Source organism: Acidisphaera rubrifaciens HS-AP3 (assembly GCF_000964365.1).
Classification (GTDB): domain Bacteria; phylum Pseudomonadota; class Alphaproteobacteria; order Acetobacterales; family Acetobacteraceae; genus Acidisphaera; species Acidisphaera rubrifaciens.
Map to the genome: position 1 here is coordinate 1 of NZ_BANB01000027.1, position 4,887 is coordinate 4,887.

At 69.4% G+C, this 4,887-nt stretch carries 5 protein-coding genes; 2 read left to right on the top strand and 3 right to left on the bottom strand.

All coding sequences use genetic code 11. The features are described from left to right. Positions 1–281, top strand: a 281-nt coding sequence (locus tag B8460_RS00955) for a DUF1499 domain-containing protein (protein WP_048859695.1), incomplete at its 5' end; no start/stop codon positions are given. A 5-nt stretch (positions 282–286) separates the two neighbouring features. Beyond that, entirely contained in the window at positions 287–2,077 is a 1,791-nt protein-coding gene (locus tag B8460_RS00960) for an ABC transporter ATP-binding protein/permease (RefSeq protein ID WP_084623073.1), read from the top strand. A gap of 9 nt (positions 2,078–2,086) precedes the next feature. Here B8460_RS00960 and B8460_RS00965 read toward each other — a convergent pair whose 3' ends face one another. Genes B8460_RS00965 through B8460_RS00975 form a run of 3 tightly spaced genes read right to left on the bottom strand, consistent with a single transcriptional unit; the run spans position 2,087 to position 4,632 of the window. Next, on the bottom strand, positions 2,087–2,653 hold the full coding sequence (locus B8460_RS00965) for a phospholipase D-like domain-containing protein (RefSeq protein ID WP_048859696.1): 567 nt from the start codon (positions 2,651–2,653) through the stop codon (positions 2,087–2,089). Beyond that, positions 2,650–3,831, bottom strand: coding sequence for an iron-containing alcohol dehydrogenase (locus B8460_RS00970; RefSeq protein ID WP_048859697.1), 1,182 nt, complete (start codon positions 3,829–3,831; stop codon positions 2,650–2,652). The genes B8460_RS00965 and B8460_RS00970 overlap by 4 nt, the downstream gene beginning before the upstream one ends. A 24-nt stretch (positions 3,832–3,855) precedes the next feature. After that, positions 3,856–4,632, bottom strand: coding sequence for a class II aldolase/adducin family protein (locus B8460_RS00975; RefSeq protein ID WP_048859698.1), 777 nt, complete (start codon positions 4,630–4,632; stop codon positions 3,856–3,858). Positions 4,633–4,887: the final 255 nt, after the last annotated feature.

Sequence of the window (4,887 nt, forward strand, 5' to 3'; positions counted from 1 at the left end):
GGGTCGCCGCCGGGCGGCCCCGCTGTTACGACCTGCCGAACCCGGGCGCGCCCGCGGGCCGGGCCGATTGGGTCGAACGCAGCGCCGTCTGCAACTGGCCCGACATCATCAGCGCACAGGCGACCGACGACCCCGCGCCGGGCGCCCCGCCCGGCAGCACGCTGATCCTTCACTCGCGCAGCGTGTATGGCTATTCCGATTTCGGCGTGAATGCCACGCGGGTGCGCGCGTGGCTCGCGGCGCTTGACGACGCACTGGCCCCCGACCTCGCAGGACACTGAACCCGATGCGCCGTTTCGCTCAGATCGTGAAGGAAGGGTGGCGGCTGACGCGCCCCTATTTCGTCTCCGAGGAGAAATGGTCGGCGCTCGCGCTGCTGGCCGTCGTGCTGCTGCTGAGCTTCCTCGGCGTGCGGGTGCTGGTGGTCTTCAATTACTGGAACCGCGAGTTCTTCAACGCGATCCAGAACAAGAACGTCACGGCATTCTGGGATCTGCTGCTGTTCTGGCAACACGGCAAGACCGGCCTTATGCCGGGATTCATCATCATCGTGACGGTCTACGTGGTGATGGCGCTGGTGCGCGTCTACCTGACGCAGTTGCTGCAGATACGCTGGCGGCGGTGGATGACGCACCGGTATGTCGACGCCTGGCTGTCGGGCAAGGCGTATTACCGCATCGGCCTCGCGACCGAACACGGCGCGGACCCGACCGACAACCCCGACCAGCGCATATCCGAGGACGTGCGCGACTTCGTCGACAACACGCTCAATCTCGGTCGCTCGTTCATCGCGACGATGATCGAGATGGTCAGCTTCCTGTCGATCCTGTGGACGCTGTCGGGGAGCGTGTCGCTATTCGGCCTGGTGATCCCGGGCTACATGGTCTGGGTCGCGCTGATCTATTCCGGCTTCGGCACGTGGCTGACGCACGTGATCGGTCGCAAGCTGATCGGCATCAATTTCCGCCAGCAACGCTACGAGGCGGATTTCCGCTATGCCGCGGTGCGGGTGCGCGAAAACGCCGAAGGCATCGCCCTGTATGACGGCGAGGCCGACGAGCGCAGCAACCTCGTCGCGCGGTTCGTCAACATCTACCGCAACTGGCGGCAGTTCATGAAGCGGACCGTCATGCTCAACAGCATGACGCTGACCTATGGCCAGATCGCCGGGATCTTCCCGCTCGTCGTCGTGGCGCCCCGATATTTCAGCGGCGCGATCGAGCTCGGCGGGATGATGCAGGTGGTCGACGCGTTCGGCCGCGTGCAGGGCGCGATGTCGTGGTTCGTCGATTCGTACAGCGGCAACACGCCGGACACCAACTCGCTCGCTCGCCTGCGCTCGATCATCGAACGTCTGACCACCTTCGACCGCGCGATCGAACAGGCACGCACGGAGGGGCGAATCGAGCGCACGGGTGGCGCGCCGGGTCGGCTTGCCGCCGACCGGCTGACGCTGGTGCTGCCGGACGGCACGACGCTGTACGAGGGGCTCGACCTCGACCTCCAGGCCGGCGAATCGGTCGCCATCGCCGGCCGCTCGGGCAGCGGCAAGTCGACGCTGTTCCGCGCGCTCGCCGGCATCTGGCCGTACGGCACGGGCCGCCTGATGCTGCCGGCGGAGACGACGCTGTTCCTGCCGCAGCGGCCCTATATCCCGCTCGGCAGCCTGCGCCGCGTCGTCACCTATCCCGATCAGGCGCGGGCCGCCGACACCGGCGCAATCGAACACGCGCTGCGAGTCGTCGGGATGGGCGACCTCATCCCGCTGCTGGACGCCGAGGATCATTGGGCCACGCGCCTGTCCGGCGGCGAGCAGCAGCGCATCGCCTTCGCGCGGGCGATCCTCGCCCGGCCCGACTGGCTGTTCCTCGACGAGGCGACCGCCAGCCTCGACCCGGAAAGCGAGGCGGAACTCTACCGCGCGCTGCACGAGGCGTTGCCGCGAACCACCATCGTGTCGATCTCGCACCGGCCGGAAGTCGCGGCGCTGCATGACCGGCGCCTGTTGCTGCGCCGGGAGCCGGGCGGGCGCGTGCATCTTCAGGACGTGACGCCCGCCCCCGCCGCCGCGCAATAGGTGGCGGCACTACCAGCCGCGCCGGTGGGCGTGGTGGCGGTGATACCGCGCCCGCCCCGGCACGAACGGCGTCGCCACCGCCGCGCGCGCGTTCCAGTCGCGCAGGAAATCCGCCGCGATCGGCGAGCTGTCGATGAAGGTCACGTCCTCCACGTTCCGTCGTTCGGCGGCGCGCGTGTAGTTGTACGAGCCGCCGATCACCAGATGCCTGTCGATGATGATGGCCTTGATATGCGCGAGCCCGTCGGGCGCATCCACGAGGACGACCAGGCCGGCCGCGGCCGCCGACGCCGCGCGGCCGCCCCGGTCATGCAGGGCGGACGCATCCAGCAGCAGTCGCACATCCACGCCACGCCGCGCCGCCGCGATCAGCGCCGCGAGGATCGGGCGGGACGTGAAGGCATAGGCCTGCATCCGTATCTCGGACCGCGCGGCGTCGATGGCGGCGAGGATACGCCCGAGGCAAGGCTCGCCTGCGGTAAAACAGACCGTCACGTCCGCCGGGACCGCGAACGCGCGCGCGACCGGCGCGACGACGAGGCACGCCGCCAGCAGCAGCGCGCCGGCGCGCCTCATCGGTTGCGGAAGCTGTCTTCCCAGACTTCGCGGTACAGGCCGACGATCGCGGCGGCATCGGGCACGCGCGGATTGTTGCCCGGACTGCCGGAGGCCAGCGCCTGGTCCGCCATCAGGGACATGCGTCCGTGCCAGTCCGCCTCCGCGATGCCATAGGCGCGCGGGCTCGGCACATCGAGGTCGCGGTTGAGCGCGGCAAGCCCGTCCACCAGCTTCGCGCATGCGGCGGCATCATCGTCGCCGGCTCCGGCAAAGCCGATCGCGCGCGCGGCCGTCGCATAGCGCGCCGCCGCGCCGTCGATGCTGTAGCGGGTGACCGCCGGCAGCAGCATGGCGTTCGACAGGCCGTGCGGGACGTGGAAATGCGCGCCGATCGGGCGCGACATGCCGTGCACCAGCGCGACCGAGGCGTTGGAGAACGCAAGCCCCGCCTGCGTCGCGCCGAGCATCATGCCCTCGCGCGCGGCGGCGTTCCGCGGCTCGGCATAGGCGGTGCGCAGATGCCGACCAATCAGTGCCATGGCGGACAGCGCCAGCGCGTCGCTGAACGGATTGGCCCGCTGCGACACATAGGCTTCCAGCGCATGCGTCAGGCTGTCGATGCCGGTATCGGCCGTGGTGCGCTTCGGCAGGCCATAGGTCAGCTCGTAATCGACGATCGCCGCGAGCGGCAGGGCGGCGAGGCCCGCGATCAGCATCTTCTCCGACCGTTCGGTGTCGGTGATGACGGTGAAGCGCGTGCATTCGCTGCCGGTGCCGGCCGTGGTCGGCACGGCGATCACCGGCAGGCCCGGCCCGTCCGCCGCCGCCGGCACCTTGTAGTCGCGCATCCGGCCGCCGCCGGCGGCGAGGATCGCCATCGCCTTGGCCGTGTCGATCGGCGAGCCGCCGCCGAATCCGATCAGGCAGTCGAACCCGCCGCCCGCCAGGGCGGCCATGCCCGCCTCGACCACCGTGTCGGTCGGGTCGGGCACCGTGTCGCTGAACACCGCATGGCCGATTCCGGCCGCCGCGAGCGGTGCGCGGACCGCGTCGATCAGCCCGGACGAGACCATGAACGGGTCGGTGACGATCAGCGGACGGGACAGGCCGAAGCGGCGCAGCACGTCGGCGATCTGTGCCGCCGTGCCGCCGCCCACGACCATCGCGCGGGGGGCGGCGAACTGGATGACGCCCATCGCGTCCCCCGCGGCCGAAGGCGCTTAGGACCGGAAGTCCGGCTTGTCGCCCTCGATCTGGCGCAGGCAGGTCTCCCACACCATCCGCTGATGCTCCTCGCGACCTTCGCGGTTGAACTGCTTGGCGGTGTGCAGGCGCACTCCCTCGGGCGGAAGGATCAGCTCGGCCCCGCCCGACAGCGCCGCCACCTGCGCCTGGCACGCGCGCTCGAGATAGTAGATCTCCAGCCACGCTTCCTGGATCGTCGAACCGCAGGCCAGCAGCCCGTGGTTGCGCAGGATCATCGCCTTATAGGGTCCGAGGTCCTTCACCAGCCGATCGCGCTCGTCGAGGTCGAGCGCGATGCCCTCATACCCGTGATAGCCGATGTTGTTGTAGAACTTCATCGAATGCTGGCTGATCGGCAGCAGACCGTGCTTCTGCGCCGACACGGCGATCCCCGCCGCCGTGTGGGTGTGGATGACGCAGGTCAGGTCGTGGCGCTCCATATGGATCGCCGAATGGATGCAGAACCCGGCCGCGTTGACGACCTTGCCGTTGCCGCCGTTCGGTTCGACGATGTTGCCGTCCATGTCGATCCGGACCAGATCGGACGCCCGCATCTCGTGGAACATGCGGCGGTAGTCGTTGATCAGAAAGTGGTTCTCCGGCCCCGGCAGGCGCGCGCTGATGTGGGTGTAGATCAGGTCGGTCATCCGGTGATGCGCGATCAGCCGGTAGAGGGCCGCCAGATCGCAGCGGATGGCCCATTCCTCCTCGCTGATGCCGGCGAGCGAGGCCTGGCTGGTGATGACGTTCATGGCGTGCCTCCCGAACAGACGTTTCGCGATGGTCGCGCCGCAGCTGCGAAAGGGTCAAGCGTTGCCCGCGCATGCGCCGGTCCCGGCAGGCGCAGGGCGCCCATCGGAACCGCGCCCGGGATCGCGATTACTGCCCCAGCGTCTACTGCCCCACCGTCCTGGCGGCGACCGGTGTCGCCGCCAGGACGGTGGGGGCGGCCTGTGCCGTGCCCGGCGTCGGGGGCGACGCCTCGCGGGCGGCGCTGGTGGTCGCGG